We start from the raw sequence: 19,203 nt of genomic DNA, 5'->3' as shown, positions 1-19,203 counted from the left end.
TATTAATTTTCTATATACTATATGTGAAAACACTACATTAGTTAACCAACGTTGTTCCATGCTTTTGTCATTTATTCAATGACGACAGCCGTTCCGTAAGCAATAATCTCTGAAGCGTTCTGCATGACGGCGGAGGTTTCTAAACGAACGGCAATAACGGCATTTGCACCTTTTCGTGAAGCTTCTTCCATCATACGATCAATCGCTTGTTTTCTTGCTTCCTCCATCAACTCACTGTACTCGCTTATCTCTCCACCAATAATGGTTTTAAGACCGGCAATAATGTCTTTACCAATATGCTTGGCTTGTACGGTACTTCCCCTTACAAATCCTCGTAATTCTTTTACTTCTTTACCTGGTACAAAATCGGTTGTCACTATAATCATGATTCTCTCTCCCCTGCCTTGAATTTTCTCCACATCTTCTTTGCAAATATGAAATAAAAGATAAGTGGAAATGGGCACTGTATCAATCCCCAGATTCCCCAGAACCAATAGTTATGCCCGTTCTTCCGGGCATCGATAAACAGGTAAATACTTTGAGTCAAAAGGATCGGGATGACAAGGGGTAAAATATAGAGTTCTTCTTTTGTCATATCCTTTTCACCTTTTTCGTATATGTTATGCCGGTAAAAATCGATGCTGCCAAAAAGATGGCCACTTGAAGGAGAAGAAATAGAATAGGCATTTGAAATAACGTAAAGGAAAACACAGTCAAGATACAACAGGCCAGAAGAAGAAAGATGATGAGATCTCGTTTAAACCTGGCTTTCAGCTGCGCTTGCTGATCCTCTACTAATTGCTCAAACCACTGCAGGGATGGGGTGCTTTCATTTATGTCTTCATCAATTGACTGAAATCCGTCCTCCAGTAATTTCTTTAATTCATCGTTATGTTCCTGATGGTTGTTCATCTATTTTCAACTCCTTCCTCAGCCGGATGATCCCATGATGAACCCGTGATTTCACTGTCCCAGGCGCCACTTCCGTCATTTGACCAATTCCTCATAGGAATAACCGTAGTAATGTTTCAGGATGATAGGAAGCCTGATATCTTCTGATAGTGTGGACAAGGCTGCCAGCACATCATTCCATTCTTCATTCCTTGACTCCATCTCCCACTTTAATTTTCTACCATAGACTTCTTCATTCTGCCAATTCTGTTCTCTTTTCTTTTTACGCTGCAGATCAATATACCGATTGGTTGCAATGGAAATCAGCCATGATGAGAACCTTGATTTCCCATTGTATTGATGAATCTTCTCTACACATTTTGCCATTGTATCCTGTGCAAGCTCTTCTGCCTGATCCCGATTCATTGTCACTTTCATTAAGTATTTCACTAAAAAAGGATAATGTTCTCGAAAAAGAATGGCAAAGGCTTCGTGATTCCCTTTTTTCGCCTGTTTGATCAGATCTCTCTCTTCCATCCTTTACTGTCCTTTCTTTCCACCCCAGCCTGCAGAGTTCATTCATAAGACGCACAAGAAGAAAAATCGTTCATAAAATCATTATAGTTTTTTTGAAATGTTTTCATTCTTTTTCAAAGGCTCTTTTCGTAAAGTTTGTTGCTATTGCAGATCAGAAAGTGCTAGTTGATCTCCGCTCCAGGATGCTCGCTTTCCGCGGGGCTGGCGGTGAGCCTCCTCGGCTGCGCCTGTGGGGTCTCACCTGTCCAGCTATTCCCGCAGGAGGCAGCGAGAATCAACTTTCTGAGTATGTATCCTTAATCAAAAACAATAAAACAAGCTTTTTAGCAAACAATCTCATTGATGGTAAATAGAGATTGTTTGTCTTAAGGAAGAAGATTTATTTTTCAGTTATGTTACACGTTGAAGCTCTGTCACAAAAATCCTTTTAAAGATGGTGAGGGGAACTGCGCAGACTCCTGCGGAAGTACGGGCGTGCCGAGACCCCGTTCGTCTAAGCTGAGGAGGCTCGGCCGAATGCTAGCTGCAAGCGGAGCAGTTCCCCTCACCATCCAGCATAAACTGGTTGACAGAGCCCTCGCAGATTCTACATTAGAAAACAACTCCTTTGCGAAAAGAACCTTTTCAAAATAAAAATATCCCTCTATAAATAGTCCTTTCCTATCCATAGAGGGAATCTCACTTAGCCATTCAGAGCAGCAGGCTGAGCTTCATTTTCTTCTTTCACATATTTAGGAAGAATAATGGTGTAGAAGATACCTACTATGATGAGACATCCTCCAACGAGCCAGTAGAGCATTTCAACGGTTACGACGGTCGGAAATGTCAAAGCAATCACTCCCAGGGTAATCGATTGTGACATCATCATTAGGGGATTGATCCATCCTTGCACCCTGCCCATCATTTTCGGATCAATGATGCTCGGCATCCATCCCCCTATGGCAATATTCACGAGGGGTAAGCCCAGCGCAGCGAAAAAGATGATCGTGAGGAATATCCAAGTCTCAGGCGCAAAAGATGCCGCGATGATGAACGTACCGGAAATAACCAGTCCTGCTACAATCAACACATGAAACTTGTACTTTTGAGCAAGCATCGAAGAGAATATACTCCCGATCAATACACCGGCACCGAATGCGACACCTAATAGAATCGAATATTCTTCATAAGACTCCGGGGCTAACTTATATTTCAATATAAAAATAGGAATGACCGAGAAGCCGCCGTTCACAATTCCAAATACGACAAATCCGCCAATTAAAGATAATAGCAGCTTGTGATTCAGGATATACTTCATCCCTGCTTTAAAGTCTTTTGTCACCGACTCAATGTTCAAGTCCTTCCATGTGTGCTTTCCGTTAGGAAGACGAACTTCTTCAGGGATGACGCATCTCTTGATTAAGATGGCCGAAATAACGAATGTAACAAAATCGACCGCTATGGCACCGTAGATCCCCGCCGTCCAATATACAAAGATGGCGACAGCATTTCCAAGTAACATAAACAAGCTCATCACCATCTGATTCAAGCCAGCGGCTGTTGAATAATCATCTTTTGAAAGCACACCTTGGAGTATCCCCTGTTCAGCAGGAAAGAAAAACTTCTGAACGCCGCTTCGTAAAAACAAGATCGTAAATATGAGGGGCAGCCAGCCAATGTAGATGGCCCCAAATAATAAAAGGGTAAGGAACGCGCTAATCGTATCACAGTGGTAGGCAATTTTCTGCCGGTCCATTCTGTCGGCGAATACTCCAACAAGAAAGAAGACGAGAAGAGTGGGTAAGGAGTACATCATTTCAGTCAGGGAAGCATACATGGGCTGCTCGGAAAACCGATCCAGTAGATAAAACATAAAGGCAGTCAAACCAATCACACTTCCCATATGCGAAGTGAAATTAGCAAAAAATAACTTTAGAAAAATTGGATTTTTAAAAATTTCAATCATTTTTTTCATGAATAACCGTCTCCCATCAATGATTAACTACCTTTATAGTATAGGGAATACCCGAAGAACATGAGGGTCTACTGGTGGTTTTTTCCTCCGTCTGTGGTCGGATGTGGAAGTCTACAAGAAACGCACAGGAATCCCCATACCCTATTGTGTATTACGATCATTTCAGTAACCCACTTGTGCCAAATTGTGAACATCTATCTGATTTCAGCCAAAAATACCCTGCCACTTTACCATCTAAACGCCAAACCAGCACACAAAATCCACACGTATTCATTACATACACAAAAAATAGCCCAAAGCCCCAAGGCTCCAAGCTATTCTATAACCAAACAATTATTCAAATGTCCCCTTCACGATCGCTTCCCCATTCTCTACCATCAACTTACCTTTGGCAAACACCGTGTTTACTTCAAGTGTATTCTTATCCAACAGCACCAGATCAGCGTCCTTTTCTGCCTCCACGTGACCTTTTTGCTTTAATTTCAGGATTTTGGCAGGATTTGATGTAATGACTTTAATGGCAGTTTCTAAAGGAATTCCTTCTTCCAGAACAGCATCTTTCACTTCACTAAATAAACTCGACACCTGACCAATCTGTAATCCTATCAGCTCCCCGTCCCCATCAAAATCAGGCAGGCTTGCTTGTCCATCCGAAGTGTATGTGATTTGTTCAACCGGTACACCGGCATCGAGCATGCGTTTTAGCGCTTTACTGCATTTCACTTCGCCATCTTCGAGAAATTGAGGAATGGTACTGGTCGTAAAGTCTACATAACCACCTCTTTGAGCATATTGAATACCTGCTTCAAATAGATGGGCATTCCGATTGATATGGGTTGGGTAGAATTGTTTAATCGGTATGTCCGTTGTATCGACTATTTCTTCAAGAAGCTTTAAGTGGTCATGGCTATCTCCTACATGAACATTGACAATTCCCGATTTGCCGGACAGCATGCCGCCAATTCGGGCAGAAGAAGCAATTTTCGTCAATTCGTTTACTGTGGGTTGAGATGAGCGATGGTCAGCAATCGCCACTTCACCTACTCCGATGATGCGATCTACTAAAATAATATCGTCTTCGATTTTACCGGTAAGCGTTTTCAATGGTACTTGATAAGAACCGGTTTGCGCGTAGCAGGTAATCCCCTCTTCTTCAAGGCCCTTCGCTTTTGCCACAAGGCTCGCCATCGTTCTCGTCGTTCCATCTGTTCCAATCACACCAACAAGGGTCGTGATACCGGCAAGCGTGGCCTGAGTCAGTTGAATTTCCGGTGTTCTCGTACGGAAGCTGCCCTCGCCTCCTCCGCCCATAATATGTACGTGCGAGTCTATAAATCCAGGAACAACATACTTTCCAGTGGCATCCACCACCTTTATATCCACAAATTGATGAGGAGGTTCAATTTTATCTTCAATAAAACCTATTTTATTATCTACTATTAATATATCTTTTTTCCCTAAATATTCTGGAGCATAAACTTCTCCGTTTTGAATTAATGTCAGCATGATGTTTGCTCCCTTCTTTTTTTACTCATATAATCGCGCCGAACCTTACAGCGAAGGTTCGGCACTATAAATCAAATCAGAAACCGATGAGTGTTGCCGTTATCACAAAGATCGATGACAGAACGAATAGGATGAGCATGAACTTAATAATGAATCTAGCCCATATTCCCCAATCAACACGTGCTGCTCCAAGTGTACCAAGTAAAGCAGCAGAGGTCGGAACAAGGATATTGGTTAATCCATCTCCCAATTGGAAGGCAAGGACCGCTACCTGACGGGAGACTCCGGCAATATCTGCAAGAGGAGCCATTAAAGGCATTGTTAAAGCGGCTTGACCGGAACCAGATACAACAAAGAAGTTGAATACAGATTGGAATAAATACATACACCAGGCAGAAATGGCTTCAGGGAAATCCCCCACCACTTGCCCTGCTCCATATAACATTGTGTTTAATACAGATGGTGCGTCAGGTGAATCTCCACCAAGGATTATGACGATTCCTTTTGCCATACCTACAACTAATGCAGCCGGCAATAAATCCTTCGCTCCGTCTATGAATCCATCTGCTATATCATCCCATGACATTCTATTCAATTTAAACAGAACGCCAATTATACCTGCAACTAATCCAATCGTAAAGAATTGGCTCGCAATCTCAGGAATATAGTAGGCGTGTTCCACCACTCCCCAAATGATCCAGGCAATACCTACAGCAACGGTTAATATGACCAGTGAATGACCCAAAGTAAATTTGGTATTTAAGTCTTGTACTCTGCCTTCTTTACGGAAGTATTCATCTGAAGCATATGAAAGACTTCGTTTAGGTTCTTTCCGAATCGCTTGAGCATATCTCCATGTATAGATGATTCCCACAAGAGTGAATACAACCCACATAACAATACGGAAACCTGCTCCCGAAAGAACCGGTACACCTGAAACACCCTGTGCGATAGCCACGCCGAATGGATTCATCCATGAAGTGGCAAAACCGATTTGAGTCGCCACATAGGTGATCATGATTCCAGTGATGGCATCATAACCAATCGCAATCATGATTGGAACGAGAATCATGGCAAAGGCAATGGCCTCTTCCCCCATCCCGAACACGGCTCCCCCTAATGAGAACAAGAAGAACATAATAGGGATGATCAAAGATTCTTTTCCTTTGGTCCTCTCGATGACCTTTAGGATTCCTTCTTCAATGGCCCTTGTCTTCATGATGATACCAAAGGCTCCACCAATGATTAAGATAAAGGCTACTACACCTACAGCGGACCCCCATTTATCCCCTGATACAAGACCTTCAAATACATAATTAAGGAATCCAATTCCTCCACCAGGCTCGAAAAGACCGGTTCCTTCTCTAATTAGATTTCCATCTTCATCCTTTAAATAACTGAACGAATCAGGATTTAATACCGTTTTGGTTTGTTCTTCTCCATCCTGCATGAACGTGATTTCTTCTGTCGCGAATTGCCCCTTTGGTACCACATACGTTAAAATTGCAGCTGCCAATACAACGAAAAAAACAATAATAAATGTATGCGGCACCTTCCAGGCTTTTTGTTCTTTCTCCATTTCTTTCCCCCCGTTTGACGATATGATGTACTTCACATATGTACATGCAAGTTCCGTGCCAATCTATAATTATCTGAAAATACAAACTTCGGGTGCATTAATGGTTATTATCGGTTAAAATGTACTTAACCATTAAACCATTTATCAACCAATTAAACCATAAGGGGGAGACATATGAAACGTGAGTTAATTCTATTAGCTGGAACAAAGGAAACGGAAAGAGCTCTTAAGGAACAATTACAATCCGTTTTCGGAGAACTGATCAATATCACGAGTTATGCCTGTGATGAAGGAATTCCTACGTATTTCACCAATAAATTGATTGTTTATTCCTCTGCACTTATCGCACCAGAAGTGAAGGAATATATCGATTTCGATTCATGCACCATCATTAAAGCCCGTCGAACCGTCAATTATGAATACATAGATCGTATTTTCGAATTACCTCCGGGAAAGAAGATTCTATATGTGAATGATTTTATCGAGACGGCTCAGGAAGCTGTCTCTACATTGAAACGATTAGGAATAGATCATGTCGATTACATTCCGTACTCCCCGACCGGAGACTACCCAAGACAAGTAGATATCGCCATCTCACCGGGAGAAACGGCAAGCATTCCACCTTCCATTCCCAGCAAGATCGATATCGGTGTACGACTGATCGACTTGAACACCATTATGAAAATCATCTACCACTTTCAGTTGTCAGAGCAGTTAACCTTTGATATTACCGACCGCTATACGAGAAAGATCATCGAGCTCAGTCAAAAACTAGGCGCCATCAATCGACGGGCGAAAACGTTAAATAAATTTTTAAATAAAGTAGTGGATGGTGTAAATGATGGCATTCTCGCCTTTCAAGAAGACGGAGAAATTACCGTATTCAATGAAGTGCTTGAACGGATGGTTGGGATTACATCTTCCCATGCGAAAGGTAAAAAACTAAACAGGGTGTTCAAGAATATCGAGCTCAATCACTTCTTGACATCGCAGCAAGATGAAGATCAACAATATTTCACTCTCCGTCAGCAGAATGTGATGGTCTATCGTTTCCGTTTGAAGGCAGAAGGAGTCATCGTGGCAACGTTTAAAGATATGGAAGAGACCATTGAGATGGAAAAGGTCCGTAAACGGGAGCTTCAGCGGAGAGGATATATTGCGAAATATACATTTGACAGCATCCTTGGTAAAAGTGCCATCATTAAAGAAACAAAAATGATTGCAAAAAAACTAGCACAAAGTGAGCTTCCCGTCCTAATCTATGGGGAAACAGGCACAGGGAAAGAGCTGTTCTCAAGCGCTATGCACAATGATTCCTCCCGAAAGAACAGTCCATATCTTGCAGTGAACTGCAGCGCGCTGCCCGAGGATCTATTAGAAAGTGAATTATTCGGTTATGAGGACGGCGCCTTCACGGGAGCAAAAAAAGGAGGAAAAAAGGGGCTATTTGAACAAGCCGATGGCGGGACCCTGTTTCTCGATGAAATCGGTGATATTAGCTTAAAGCTTCAAGCAAGGCTCCTAAGGGTCCTTCAGGAGATGGAGATCAGGCGGATTGGGGGAAATAAAAACATTCCTGTGGATGTCAGGATCATCGCAGCCACGAACAGAGATCTTCAGAAGCTGATAATAGAGGGAACATTCCGGGAAGATCTCTACCACCGTCTGAAAGTCTTATCCTTGCAGCTGCCGAGTCTGAGGGATAGAAGCGAAGATATTCCCCTCCTCATCGAGAATTTCCTTCGGATGGAACAATGCAACATCACTACAATTGACGGTGCTGTAATAGATGCATTGAAAAAAGCACGTTGGAGCGGAAATATACGCGAACTTAAAAACACGTTGCTTTACATGATCACCGTTGCAGGACAAAATCGGCTAACCGTGCATCAATTACCGAAAAATGATAATAATTTCAAAGGAAAAGAGCATACTAAGGATACCCTATCTCCTCCGGCCATCACCATGTCAAAATCCGGGGAGTATGTAAATATCCTTACCGCATTAGTTGAATTTTTCGAAGAAGGAAAGCGGGCCAGCAGACAAAAGATTTATTCTTCTCTGCAACGAAGCTCCACCCCCCTTTCTGTTCAACAAATCAGGACGAGATTAAACGAACTCCAGGATTTAGGATATGTTTTTATCCAGAGAGGTAGAATCGGAACAGAAATAACCCCTGAAGGAGTAGCCTGGCTAAATAATCAGGTGGAGAAGGTTTTAACTATTCGTTAACAGGGTAACTTTACATTAACCGGTTAGAAACATATTTCATTGATACGATAAGTCGAGGTGATTTTAATGATACGTACAATCTTAATGGTCGTTGGAGCAATTGTTGTCATTGGTTGGATTATCAGTATGCTGTAATCCGAACCATTCAAACTAAACATTATTCCTGCAATTATATGATTTTAATCAAAAAGAAAGAGCAGAATGGATCTTCCCCCGTTCTGCTCTTTCTTTTCTCCATTAAGCAAAAGTTGAATCAGCTTCTATATATTCTGCATTCCATGCATCGTTTTCCTGAATAGCTTTCATATAGGTTAATACAACCTGACAGGTTTCATCATCAGCGTTTAGTACTTTTAAATGCTGAATACATTTTCGAATGGTTGGATCGTAGTTCCCATGGGACTCTTCTTCGTTTAAGGTTTGAAGAGATTTCAAATACATATACACGATTTGCCGTGTTTTCTCATCAGTATTGATTTTGATTAAATGTTCAATACACTTTCTGATGATCGGATGCATTCTATCCATATTCGTTTCTCTCCTTAGTAGAAATGATTTACCATATTATTACGTATCATGGTCTCGCTTTTTGAGGGATATTGGCGAAAAAGATTATTATTCAGAAATTGGGGTAAATAGTAGATATCCCAATATTGAGGTGATTTTGATGTATAAACATATTTTGTTAGCTTACGATGAAACAGATGGAAGCAATAAAGCATTGGATGAAGTGCAAAAATTAATAAAAGGCTCTATAGATACACAATTAACCGTACTCCATATATCAGATGAAAAGGTAGCGAATGAAAGTCACGACAACTATCCCCCTACCCATGCGATAGCGGATACATCACCTGGTTTTGATAACAATTATATGGGAAATCTGTCGGTCTCACCCGACAACAAGGTTCATACTTCGGAGGAAGAACGTCATGAAATTAAGACACCCTCCTCTACGCATCACTATCTGAAAAATGCGAAAGAAAAACTGTCTCCATACGGAATTGAGGCAAACTATATTCACCTTTCCGGTTCAGAAGCAAAACGCATATGTGAATATGCCAAAGAAATCCAGGCAGATCTGGTAGTGGTCGGGAGCAGCCGTAAATCCGGCATGAAAAAATGGGTACTTGGAAGCGTCAGTGAAAAAGTCACCCAAAACTGTGAATCCAGTGTATTGGTTGTAAAATAAATATAAATATCAGAAAGGGAGGGACGGACCTTGCAAGGTCCGTCCCTCCCTTTCTTTACTCACCTGTTAACTCGTCAAAACGTTTATGGGCATTTTCTTCGTCAAAGCTGCTATAGATTCGGTAATCTTCAAAATCCAATATTCGATAGTGCTTACTGAAAAGGTTTTGTTGAAGTATGTATTCATCATCCTTCTTCAAATCCTTCCACCAGACCTTGCCTCCTAACGTTTTTTCCTTTCGATAATCAATACCTTCCCGTGCAATGGTCTCTATGATTTCAAGAGGTTCCCCCCCAAGACTCGTGGTTAAGGTTTCACTATCTTTAAACAATGCACAGATGGCAATGACGGCTGTCCAGCTTGCCATGACTCTGCCTTTTTCTATTTGGACAAGGGTTTTTTTGGATAACCCGATGATATTCGCCATCTTGTCTTGTGTATACCCTGCTTCTGTTCGTATTAGCCTTAATTTATCTGAAATGATTAAAACGATTTCTTCTTTTGTCATCGATTCACACCTTATTTCCGTTCTAGTGTAATACTACACCAATCTAAAAATTAATAAAACAACCTTGATTCAACCTATTGATTTTTGTATCCCCCTGTCCATTTTACTATACTTTAAGTTAAGAATAGACGTATTCGATTAAAGGGAGGGAAAACCATGTCAAAATGCATCATTGTCCTTATTAGGCAGGACCTTCGCCTTCACGATCACCCAGCTCTCTACAAAGCTTCTCAAGAAGGAAAAGTGATCCCTCTCTATATCCTGGATGAGGAAACTTCTCAATTCCCAACCGGAGAAGCCAAGAAATGGTGGCTGCATCAAAATTTAGAGGCCTTTCAAACATCTCTTCAGTCAATCAACGGACGACTATGGATGGATAAAGGAAAAGTAGAAAGTGTTCTCCGCCAGTGGGTTAAGAAAACCGGTGCACAGGCAGTTTACTGGAATCGGGTATATGACCCTCAAGTGTATGAACGAGATCTCAAATTGGCTCATTCCTTATCCTCTCAAGGGATTGAAGTACAAACATTTGAAGGCACACTTTTACTCCCACCATGGGAAATAAAAAAAGACGATGATACGCCTTATAAAGTGTACTCGGCTTTTTACAGGTCAATCAGGAAAGAAGAAATACCAAAACCTGTACCATCTGTGAATGAGTTGAAAGTTCCAGCTCTTGACCAGGGCAAATCACTCAATGAACTAGGCCTCCTCCCTTCCATTCCATGGTTTCGCGTTATGTCCAGCATTTGGGAGCCAGGTGAAAAGGCTGCAATTAAGAGGTTTAATGCATTTATGGGGAAAAGCTTGGATGACTATTCTGAAGGAAGAGACTTTCCTGCTGAAGGCCATCATTCCACTTTATCCCCTTATTTAGCACTTGGCATCATATCTGTGAGAAGTATGTATCACACACTCTTGGAGAAGGAAGACAGGCTGATTGAACCCTTCATTAAACAATTAATCTGGAGGGACTTCTCCTATTCTGTCCTTCTTCATTTTCCTAAGTCTCCAACCCACCCTCTTAACGGGAAATTCGAGAATTTCCCGTGGCAGCAGGAAAAGGATCATTGGGAACGTTGGACAAAAGGGGAGACTGGTTATCCGATCGTTGATGCAGGAATGAGAGAATTATGGGCAACAGGATTCATGCACAACCGTGTCAGGATGATTGTCGCCTCTTTCCTGACGAAACATTTGCTCATTCCTTGGCAAAAGGGAGCCCGGTGGTTTCTGGAAACGCTGATTGATGCAGACCTTGCCAATAATTCAATGGGCTGGCAATGGGTTGCAGGCTCAGGGGTTGATCCTGCCCCCTACTTCCGAATTTTCAATCCAACTTTGCAAAGTGAAAAATTTGATGGGGAAGGTGCCTATATCCGGATGTGGGTTCCAGAATTACGTGATGTACCAAGCCGATATATCCACATGCCTTCAGATGCTCCCGAGCATATTCTTGAACATGCAGGTGTCGTATTGGGTGAAGATTACCCCTATCCAATCGTCGATCATAAAGCTGCCAGGAAAAGAGCATTAGAACGCTATGACCAGATAAAATAAATATAGAAAAGCTGAAATTAAAAAAACGAGTCTATAGCCTCCATTGGAGTATAGACTCGTTTTTTGCTTGAAGTTTTTATATTGAGAGATTATGCTTCTCCTCTTTGCTCCTTAATCGTACGCTTCTTCTCAGATTCAGATACAAACAACGCACATGCTGCATCTCCTGAGATGTTGATGGAGGTTCTGGCCATATCAAGTAAACGGTCAATCCCCAGAATCAATCCAATCCCTTCTACCGGCAGGTTTACACTGCTTAATACCATGGCAAGAAGAATCAATCCCACTCCAGGAACCCCTGCCGTACCGATACTCGCTAAAACAGCCGTCAGTACAACTGTAATCAGCTGTTCCATCGATAAGTCAACACCATATACCTGTGCAATGAAGACAGTCGCAACCCCTTGCATGATCGCGGTACCATCCATGTTAATGGTAGCTCCCAATGGTTGGACGAAAGAGCTTACTGATTTCGAGACCCCTAAACGCTGCTGTGCAACATCCATTGAAATGGGAAGCGTGGCGTTACTGCTGGATGTACTGAATCCTACGCTCATCGCAGGACTGAAATTCTTGAAGAACCATAATGGATTCTTCTTTGCCAGAAGAAGGATCGTTCCACCATAAGTAACGATGGCGTGAATGATCAATGCTGCAAGAACGACGACAAAATACAGCCACATCGCCTTCAAAGCACTGAATCCCTGGCTTCCTATTGCTGAAGCGATTAATCCGAATGTTCCGTATGGAGCAAATTTCATAACGAGTGTCACAAGGTACATCATCAGTTCATTACCTTGTTCAACCAGCTTTAATATCCCTTTTGTTTTGTCCCCTAATGCCGTTAATCCAAATCCAATGAAGATGGCAAATGCAATGATTTGCAGCATATTTCCTTCTGTCATCGCAGTCAGTGGATTTTTTGGAATAATGTTCATGAGAGTCTCTCCCACAGGAGGAGCTTCTTCGGTTTCAAAACCTTCCGATTGTGTTTTGTCGATTCCCTCTACCAGGCCGGGATCAATGACATTAGCCAGAGATAGACCGATCACAATGGCAATACAGGTAGTCACTAAGAAGAATACAATGGTCTTCAAACCTATTCTCCCGAGTTTCTTAGGGTCACCCAGACCTGCCGACCCAAGGACGATAGATAGAAACACAATTGGGACGACAAGCATACTGATGAGGTTAAGGAAGATCTTTCCTAACGGAGTAAATAGATAAGGATCTAATATATCAAATATATCTTTAGCAAAAATATTGAGCAGTAATCCCACAATCGCCCCCAGGATCAAGGCGATGATAATCTTCGTTGTTAAATTAAACTTCATAGATGTACCTCCCCATATAAATACAAAATAATTAAAAGATGTTTACCCTAGATTTACACTCGCAAAACCATTCTTATTTCTGTTTTGCAAAAAAAGATTCTATAAATCGTGCTCAGCTGCCTTCCCATTCAGATTCCATTCCCTTAGAGCTTCTTCATTCTCCCTCTCCTATTATACTGATTTTTTTAATAATTGAAGAAGTTTATGGGAGATTTAAAACATATTTACTATATTTCAACCAATTACACCCACAATAACAGGGAGAAACATGATTCCATCTTACTACGGATTGAATGCCAATCTTTTCTTTTTTACATTTAGGGATTAAATGATACGTGATTGGGTAAATAGTAATAACAGCATGAAAATAGAAAGGAACATACCTATTATGAATAAAACAGTCTATTTTCTTTCAAGTAGTCAGCAGCGCAGCTTGATAGCTGAAGGCTGGGCCGAGAAACTCGATGTGTCGGACTGGTCTTTCAAAAGTGCCGGATGGACAGCTGATAGTCGTGCAGAATTCAGTATTTTAGCAATGAGAGAATTATGTATTGATATTAGTTCATTCCCTCTTTCACGCATTGAGATGAAAGAACTTGGTGATGCTTCGGTTATCGTTGCGATTCAGGATAAAGAATATGATGATGAGATGGAGCTTCCATCAGAATTAAAAGAGAAAGTCATCTATTGGAATCTGCCTAATCCCCGTAAACGTTCTACAACACCGATTGAAGAATGGGTACACTATCAGGAGATCTGCGACGAAATTGCCATGCGAGTGAAAGATCTAGAAAACATTCTTCCGCAATTACATTAAGAGGACTGATTACAACGATTATTTCCCACTGTAATCAGTCCCTTTTTTTATGTGAAATACTCAAGCTTGGCTTTCGGAAAATGCTTTTCCATATAAGCATAAAGATGATCTTTAATATCCTCTTCTTCATCCTTCTGATAAATATACTTGCCAATCCCGTACTTACCCCACTTATACCGCCGTTCTTCCTCGTTTAGTTCAAGTTTAGTCATCGGATAATTTTTCTCTATGACCCTTTTAGCCGGTTTTGTAAAACGATGTTGAATAAATTCAAAGGTCAGATCCTTTTTGGCTTCTTCCGGCAGGTGAGCTTCCAAATGTTCAAACATTTGCTTATACCCTTCCTGCCATCCTTCATGGATATAGATAGGTGCCACTATAAACCCTAAAGGATACCCTGCTCTCGCTACCTTTCCCGCTGCCTCAAGACGCTTATCCAGTGGAGATGTACCAGGCTCAAAATTCTTGATCACATAATCTGCGTTGATGCTGAACCGGAACCTTGTTTTCCCGTTATGCTTTGCATCAAGCAGATGGTCGACGTGATGGAATTTCGTTACAAAACGAAGCTTGCCATGCTCGGATTCACCAAAATGTTCGATGGCTCGTTTAAGTGTATGAGTAAGATGATCAATCCCTACAATATCGGACGTACATGCAGCTTCAAATCGTGTGAATTCAGGAGCTCTTTCCGCAATATACTTGTCCGCCGACTCAAATATTTCATCCACATTGACATAGGTTCTGATATACGGTTTACTCCCCATCGTTGTTTGGAGATAGCAGTAGTGACAATGCCCCATGCACCCTGTTGCAAAAGGGATGGCGTATTCAGCAGACGGCTTGGATGTATCAAATTTCAACGTTTTTCTTACTCCGACTACTAATGTGGATTTTGCAATGCGATATTTCTGAAAGTGGTTGTCCCCGGGCAGATTACGAACCTGGTTATGGGATGTTGTGTACCGGATTTCCACATCCATTTTTTCAAACTTTTCTTTGAGCTCTTTACCGAGGGGATATTCCAAGGCATTCGGTTCAAAGTAGACCAATTGTGGCACGAACGGTTTAACCATGATTTATCCCTCCTACAGGTCTCCAAATGATTGAGTATAGGCTTGCTCCGCTTCTGCTTCTGAAGAATAAACCGCAATTTCATGTGTTAACGGATAATAGGTTTCATATAAAAATAACGCCAGTTCGTTCGGATTTTCCGGATCATGTACTACGGCTGCTTCCTGCACGTTGGCTACACTTTGTGTGTGGGGATTTCGATAAATCACATATACGACATCCCCTGCTTGATAGGGCATATATTGATCATTCAGTTCCATTCTTTTCACCTTTTTCTAAACGTCATTACTATCATTTTTTGTTAACTTCCTGATAAATATGATGGTAAAAGTTGTTTATAAAAAAAATTCTCCTGCACCTATGATGCAAGAGAATTCGTTCCTTTTATATACCATAAAAATCACTCGTATTTTTAAATTGTTGTTTATATACATCTAATTCTGGAATTCCTTTTAACTCTGCTATTTTTTCAATGGTTCGATGCATCATACCAGGATGGGTCAACCTTCCATGGAATTCTCCTTCAAAACGCCAAGGACCATCCGTTTCAACCATTATTCCTTCAATAGGATACTTCCTTACAAGCTTCTGTATCTCAACTTCATAAAGGACATCAGGTGTAATTGAGATTGAATAGCCATTTTCAATCATTCTATCAATGGTCTCATCATCTCCTTTAAACCAATGGAAATGAGCTTTTTCTATGGAGTGCTTTTCTAACAAGGTACAAACGATGGGTGCATGCTCATACACCGCATGAAGGATAATCGGTTTGTTCATCCTCTTTGACTCGATCATGAACCGTTCCAACAGATCGATATACGGTTCAACTTCAATATCAGGATCTTCTTTGATTTTGTAATAAGGCAATCCTACTTCTCCAATCGCCACTATTTCCTGTTGATGCAGCTCAATGAATGATAGAAGCTCCTCGACTTCCCCATCAGAAGGCAGATCCTGCTCAGGATGGAATCCTGCAGCCGGTTTGACCCTTGCATCTCTCCTTGAGAGATCGATGTTCGTCCTGGTCGATTGAAGGCAGGACGATACAGATATGAGCGCTTCTACAGAATACAGATCAAGTTCCTGCAGAATCTTATCACGCTCGTATCCTTCGTACAAATCCAAGTGAATATGGGAATCAATCAATGAAGGTTTACACATATTGAGAAAGCTCCTCAAAAATGCTCGTTTTCCATTTCAAAAACTCCTCAGTTAAGAGAATTCCCTTGTCGCGGGGACGTGGAAATGGTACTTTGAACTCCTTCTGCACCCTGGCTGGCCGAGTCGATAATACAATGATCCGGTCTGACAGGAACAGTGCTTCGTCGATATTATGAGTGACGAATAAAACGGAACTCAAATCTTCCTCCCAAATGGAAAGGAGCCACCTCTGCATGTCCAATCGTGTGAATTCGTCCAGGGCAGAAAACGGCTCATCCAGGCATAAAAAGGATTGTGGACTGACAAGGGCACGAATAAAGGCTACTCTCTGCTTCATCCCTCCAGAAAGATCATCGGGATAAGCATCCTCATAGCCCTTCAATCCTGCCCGTTCTATCATACTCAATGCCTTTTCCCTATCTTTTTTTCCGTGCAGCTCCTGACCCAGCATCACATTCTCAATCACCGTTCGCCAAGGTAGCAGGGACGGACTTTGAGGCATATAACTGATGGTTCCTCTCTGGCCATTAATCGACCTTCCATCTAATTGAATATCTCCTGAATCAGGGGTAAATAATCCACCGATGACATGAAACAGCGTGCTCTTCCCGCTTCCAGAAGGACCAAGGATCGAGACGAACTCACCTTTTTCTACACGGATGGAAAGGTTATCCAGTATCAGTTCCCCATCAAAGTATTTGGACATATTTTGAATAGATAAGGTTGTCATGCTATTTATCCTCCTTCCGGTTCCACTTAATCATGATTTTTTCCAATAACAAGATGATGCCAAAGAAAACCAGGCTGAGCAGCATAATCATGAAGATGGCTACAAATACCCTGTCTGTCCTGAAGGAAGAAGAGGCAAGTGTCATGTAGACCCCGATCCCTTCCTGAGCTCCTAACCATTCCGAAATGACTGCCCCCATCACACTATAGGTAGCTGAAATTTTCAGTCCTGAGAAGATGGACGGTAGTGCATGCGGCCATTCAACTTTTCGAAAGATTTGTCCTTTTGATGCTCCTGACATTTTCATATAAAGGATGTACTCGGAATTCGTCTGCCTGAATCCATCCAATGCAGAGACCGCTACAGGAAAAAAACAAATCAGGGTAATGACAATGATTTTTGGCAATAGTCCAAATCCAAACCAGATAACAAGTAAGGGAGCCAAGACGATGATCGGAATATTTTGTGACAAAATCATGAGTGGATATACCGCTTCTCTTACTTTAGGGAGAAGATGCAGACCAACTGCAGTCCCGATCCCAATCGTACATCCAATCACAAACCCTCCGATCGTAAGGAGAGTTGTCGAAGCAAGATGTCCCGTAAACGTGGACCATGAGGCGACTCCTTCAGCCCATATTTCTGAAGGTGATGGCATTAGCCATGCCGGTACCTCGAATACTCTGATGGTGATTTCCCAAATGACGAATAAAAGGATGAGGACCAAGAAGGGTCTCCATCCTTTCGATATCCACGGCTTCATCCTTTATATTTCTCCGTCAATTGATTCATTTCAATCCCGGCAGGCTGATACAATACCTTGATTTGTGAAATGACATTTGAACTGCCCATTTCAATCATTCGCTCATTCATTTGTTCAATCACCTTAAATAAATCTGATAGATTCCCTTCCATCGTCGTTTCCAATGGATGAACTTCATATCGGACACCTGATTTGTCAATGATCGCAATGGCTTCATCGACGTACGGAATGACATCTTCACCATTTTTCGTCTTCGGAATAATTTGTATGCTTACGAGTGCGTTCCCCATTTTGTTCACCTCTTATTTTGGTAAAAATTCGTTTGTGAATGCTTTTTTACTGTCCAGTTCCTTATCTAATAAATCGTTATCATACATCCATGAAGCATAGTTTTCCCAAACCTCCAGCTTCTGCTCCCCCCATCTGTCAGCGTCATCCTTGTATTTAGGAGCAAGCCATTCCTGACTCTTCATGACTAACTCTTCATCAAGATCCGGAGCTGCATCTAAAAGGATCTCACCAGCCTCTTCCGGATTGTCGATGGCAAACTCATAGCCTTTTGAAGAAGCTGATAAAAATGCTTTGACCGTTTCAGGGTCCTTATTAATCATCTTTTCATTCGTCGTCAAAACAGGGGTGTAATAATCCAGTTTTTCAGAGTAATCCTTTACGTACATCATATTTAATTCCTCACCGCGAAGCTCTGCCTCAATACCTGTCCATCCATAGTAGATCCACGCAAAGTCAACATCCCTTTTCACGGCAGTAAAGAAATCTGTATCTCCCATGTTTACAAAATCCACTTTCCCTACATCGGCATTTTCTTGTTTCATAATCGATGTCATGACGGCTTTTTCTACAGGTGATCCCCATCCCCCATAACTTTTCCCTTCAAAATCCTTTGGAGTCGTTATACCCTTATCCTTAGGTGAAGCAAACCCGGATGTATTATGCTGTATGACAGCAGCGATAGATACGAGGGGAACATCCTGCACCCTGGCTTGTGTGACACTCTCTTGATATCCCACTCCAAACTCCGATTTACCCGAGGCAACAAGTTGATCTGCCCCTGCCTCTCCAGGTAAGATGATATCAACATCCAGCCCCTGTTCTTTAAAGTATCCTTTTTCTTTCGCAACGTATAATCCAGTGTGGTTGGTATTCGGGGTCCAGTCCAGTACGACTGATACCTTTTTTAGACCGTCCTTTTGTTCATCTGCCGTATTTCCTTCACTGCTGCAGGCCGTCAAAAGAAAGACAGCACAGATGATGACCATCCATTTTTTCATCTTGAATTCCTCCTCAGTTTCCTTGTATGTAGTTGTAACGTTTATTCTCTATTCTTCACTTTGTAGAGAGAAT

General features: G+C 41.7%; 21 protein-coding genes. 4 read left to right on the top strand and 17 right to left on the bottom strand.

Going from position 1 to position 19,203, the window contains the following annotated elements:
- Positions 1-71: 71 nt before the first annotated feature.
- The 7 genes from ACCB35_RS06925 to yfcC form a co-directional block, all read right to left on the bottom strand.
- Positions 72-386, bottom strand: coding sequence for a YbjQ family protein (locus tag ACCB35_RS06925; protein ID WP_374056313.1), 315 nt, complete (start codon positions 384-386; stop codon positions 72-74).
- Positions 383-595: a sigmaY antisigma factor component gene (locus tag ACCB35_RS06920; protein WP_374056312.1), complete on the bottom strand. Its 213-nt coding sequence runs from the start codon at positions 593-595 to the stop codon at positions 383-385. The genes ACCB35_RS06925 and ACCB35_RS06920 overlap by 4 nt, the downstream gene beginning before the upstream one ends.
- Positions 592-912 (bottom strand): YxlC family protein, encoded by a 321-nt coding sequence (locus ACCB35_RS06915; RefSeq protein WP_374056311.1) that lies wholly within the window; start codon positions 910-912, stop codon positions 592-594. Before ACCB35_RS06915 ends, ACCB35_RS06920 begins: the two co-directional genes overlap by 4 nt.
- Before the next feature lie 75 nt (positions 913-987).
- On the bottom strand, positions 988-1,428 hold the full coding sequence (locus tag ACCB35_RS06910) for a sigma-70 family RNA polymerase sigma factor (RefSeq protein ID WP_374056310.1): 441 nt from the start codon (positions 1,426-1,428) through the stop codon (positions 988-990).
- 682 nt (positions 1,429-2,110) lie between these two features.
- Positions 2,111-3,382, bottom strand: coding sequence for an MFS transporter (locus ACCB35_RS06905; protein WP_044337828.1), 1,272 nt, complete (start codon positions 3,380-3,382; stop codon positions 2,111-2,113).
- 333 nt (positions 3,383-3,715) lie between these two features.
- Positions 3,716-4,888 carry a beta-aspartyl-peptidase gene (gene iadA, locus ACCB35_RS06900; protein WP_374056309.1) on the bottom strand — a complete coding sequence of 391 codons (1,173 nt, stop codon included), beginning with the start codon at positions 4,886-4,888 and terminating at the stop codon, positions 3,716-3,718.
- 76 nt (positions 4,889-4,964) lie between these two features.
- On the bottom strand, positions 4,965-6,467 hold the full coding sequence (gene yfcC / locus ACCB35_RS06895) for a putative basic amino acid antiporter YfcC (RefSeq protein ID WP_374056308.1): 1,503 nt from the start codon (positions 6,465-6,467) through the stop codon (positions 4,965-4,967).
- Positions 6,468-6,641: 174 nt separating this feature from the next.
- On the opposite strand from yfcC, the gene ACCB35_RS06890 reads away from it, so the two are divergent.
- Positions 6,642-8,699, top strand: coding sequence for a sigma-54 interaction domain-containing protein (locus tag ACCB35_RS06890; RefSeq protein WP_374056307.1), 2,058 nt, complete (start codon positions 6,642-6,644; stop codon positions 8,697-8,699).
- 237 nt (positions 8,700-8,936) lie between these two features.
- Here the strand turns inward: ACCB35_RS06890 and ACCB35_RS06885 are convergent, their stop codons facing one another.
- Positions 8,937-9,227, bottom strand: coding sequence for a hypothetical protein (locus ACCB35_RS06885; protein ID WP_374056306.1), 291 nt, complete (start codon positions 9,225-9,227; stop codon positions 8,937-8,939).
- A 139-nt stretch (positions 9,228-9,366) separates the two neighbouring features.
- On the opposite strand from ACCB35_RS06885, the gene ACCB35_RS06880 reads away from it, so the two are divergent.
- Positions 9,367-9,891 (top strand): universal stress protein, encoded by a 525-nt coding sequence (locus ACCB35_RS06880; protein WP_374056305.1) that lies wholly within the window; start codon positions 9,367-9,369, stop codon positions 9,889-9,891.
- A gap of 55 nt (positions 9,892-9,946) precedes the next feature.
- Here ACCB35_RS06880 and ACCB35_RS06875 read toward each other — a convergent pair whose 3' ends face one another.
- Complete coding sequence (locus ACCB35_RS06875; RefSeq protein WP_374056304.1) at positions 9,947-10,399, bottom strand: helix-turn-helix transcriptional regulator; 453 nt, start codon at positions 10,397-10,399, stop codon at positions 9,947-9,949.
- 156 nt (positions 10,400-10,555) lie between these two features.
- Here ACCB35_RS06875 and ACCB35_RS06870 point away from each other — a divergent pair, with 156 nt between their 5' ends.
- Positions 10,556-11,959 (top strand): deoxyribodipyrimidine photo-lyase, encoded by a 1,404-nt coding sequence (locus ACCB35_RS06870; protein ID WP_374056303.1) that lies wholly within the window; start codon positions 10,556-10,558, stop codon positions 11,957-11,959.
- Between the two features lie 89 nt (positions 11,960-12,048).
- Here ACCB35_RS06870 and ACCB35_RS06865 read toward each other — a convergent pair whose 3' ends face one another.
- Positions 12,049-13,293, bottom strand: a complete 1,245-nt coding sequence (locus ACCB35_RS06865) for a dicarboxylate/amino acid:cation symporter (RefSeq protein WP_374056302.1) — start codon at positions 13,291-13,293, stop codon at positions 12,049-12,051.
- A 388-nt stretch (positions 13,294-13,681) separates the two neighbouring features.
- On the opposite strand from ACCB35_RS06865, the gene ACCB35_RS06860 reads away from it, so the two are divergent.
- Positions 13,682-14,110: a phosphatase gene (locus ACCB35_RS06860; protein ID WP_374056301.1), complete on the top strand. Its 429-nt coding sequence runs from the start codon at positions 13,682-13,684 to the stop codon at positions 14,108-14,110.
- A 47-nt stretch (positions 14,111-14,157) separates the two neighbouring features.
- Here the strand turns inward: ACCB35_RS06860 and splB are convergent, their stop codons facing one another.
- The 7 genes from splB to ACCB35_RS06825 form a co-directional block, all read right to left on the bottom strand.
- Positions 14,158-15,186 carry a spore photoproduct lyase gene (splB, locus tag ACCB35_RS06855; protein ID WP_374056300.1) on the bottom strand — a complete coding sequence of 343 codons (1,029 nt, stop codon included), beginning with the start codon at positions 15,184-15,186 and terminating at the stop codon, positions 14,158-14,160.
- A 12-nt stretch (positions 15,187-15,198) separates the two neighbouring features.
- On the bottom strand, positions 15,199-15,444 hold the full coding sequence (locus ACCB35_RS06850; RefSeq protein ID WP_044337840.1) for a transcriptional regulator SplA domain-containing protein: 246 nt from the start codon (positions 15,442-15,444) through the stop codon (positions 15,199-15,201).
- A 124-nt stretch (positions 15,445-15,568) separates the two neighbouring features.
- Positions 15,569-16,348: a TatD family hydrolase gene (locus ACCB35_RS06845; RefSeq protein ID WP_374056299.1), complete on the bottom strand. Its 780-nt coding sequence runs from the start codon at positions 16,346-16,348 to the stop codon at positions 15,569-15,571.
- Positions 16,341-17,078: an ABC transporter ATP-binding protein gene (locus ACCB35_RS06840; protein WP_374056298.1), complete on the bottom strand. Its 738-nt coding sequence runs from the start codon at positions 17,076-17,078 to the stop codon at positions 16,341-16,343. Before ACCB35_RS06840 ends, ACCB35_RS06845 begins: the two co-directional genes overlap by 8 nt.
- A gap of 1 nt (position 17,079) precedes the next feature.
- Positions 17,080-17,841 carry an ABC transporter permease gene (locus tag ACCB35_RS06835; protein WP_374056297.1) on the bottom strand — a complete coding sequence of 254 codons (762 nt, stop codon included), beginning with the start codon at positions 17,839-17,841 and terminating at the stop codon, positions 17,080-17,082.
- Entirely contained in the window at positions 17,838-18,131 is a 294-nt protein-coding gene (locus ACCB35_RS06830) for a thiamine-binding protein (RefSeq protein ID WP_324747683.1), read from the bottom strand. The genes ACCB35_RS06835 and ACCB35_RS06830 overlap by 4 nt, the downstream gene beginning before the upstream one ends.
- Positions 18,132-18,143: 12 nt before the next feature.
- Positions 18,144-19,130 (bottom strand): ABC transporter substrate-binding protein, encoded by a 987-nt coding sequence (locus ACCB35_RS06825; protein WP_374056296.1) that lies wholly within the window; start codon positions 19,128-19,130, stop codon positions 18,144-18,146.
- Positions 19,131-19,203 lie beyond the last annotated feature (73 nt).

This window comes from Rossellomorea sp. FM04394 (assembly GCF_041889765.1).
Taxonomy (GTDB): domain Bacteria; phylum Bacillota; class Bacilli; order Bacillales; family Bacillaceae_B; genus Rossellomorea; species Rossellomorea aquimaris_B.
This window is presented reverse-complemented; position numbering and strand designations above follow the sequence as displayed.